A 325-nucleotide genomic window follows, 5' to 3' on the forward strand; every position below is an offset into this window, starting at 1 on the left:
GCAGCGCGTACGGAGCTGGAAAAACTACAGGCCCAGGCCAGCGGCGTGGCGCTGTTAGCACCAGAGCAGGTACAGTCCTTGACAGAAAGTTTGCAGGTACTTACTGACGAAGAAAAACAGCATCTTACCCGTCAGCAAATCCAGCAACAGCATCTTAATTGGCTCATCCGACAAAATGAGCTGCAGGCAGAAGTAAGCCGCCACCAGCAAGCATTACAGACCGCAAAAGAGGCGCAAGATAAAGCACAACCGCAGTTGGCGACACTCAGCCTGGCACATCCCGCCAGAGCATTGCGTCCGTACTGGGAGCGAATTCAGGAACAAT

Annotated in this window: 1 pseudogene; it reads left to right on the top strand. The window is 53.5% G+C overall.

The window, feature by feature from the left end:
- Positions 1-325 (top strand): annotated as a pseudogene (locus FDX22_RS12055) (exonuclease subunit SbcC); the annotation flags it as partial.

Origin of the sequence: Citrobacter sp. TBCS-14 (assembly GCF_005280805.1) — a bacterium.
Taxonomy (GTDB): domain Bacteria; phylum Pseudomonadota; class Gammaproteobacteria; order Enterobacterales; family Enterobacteriaceae; genus Citrobacter; species Citrobacter gillenii.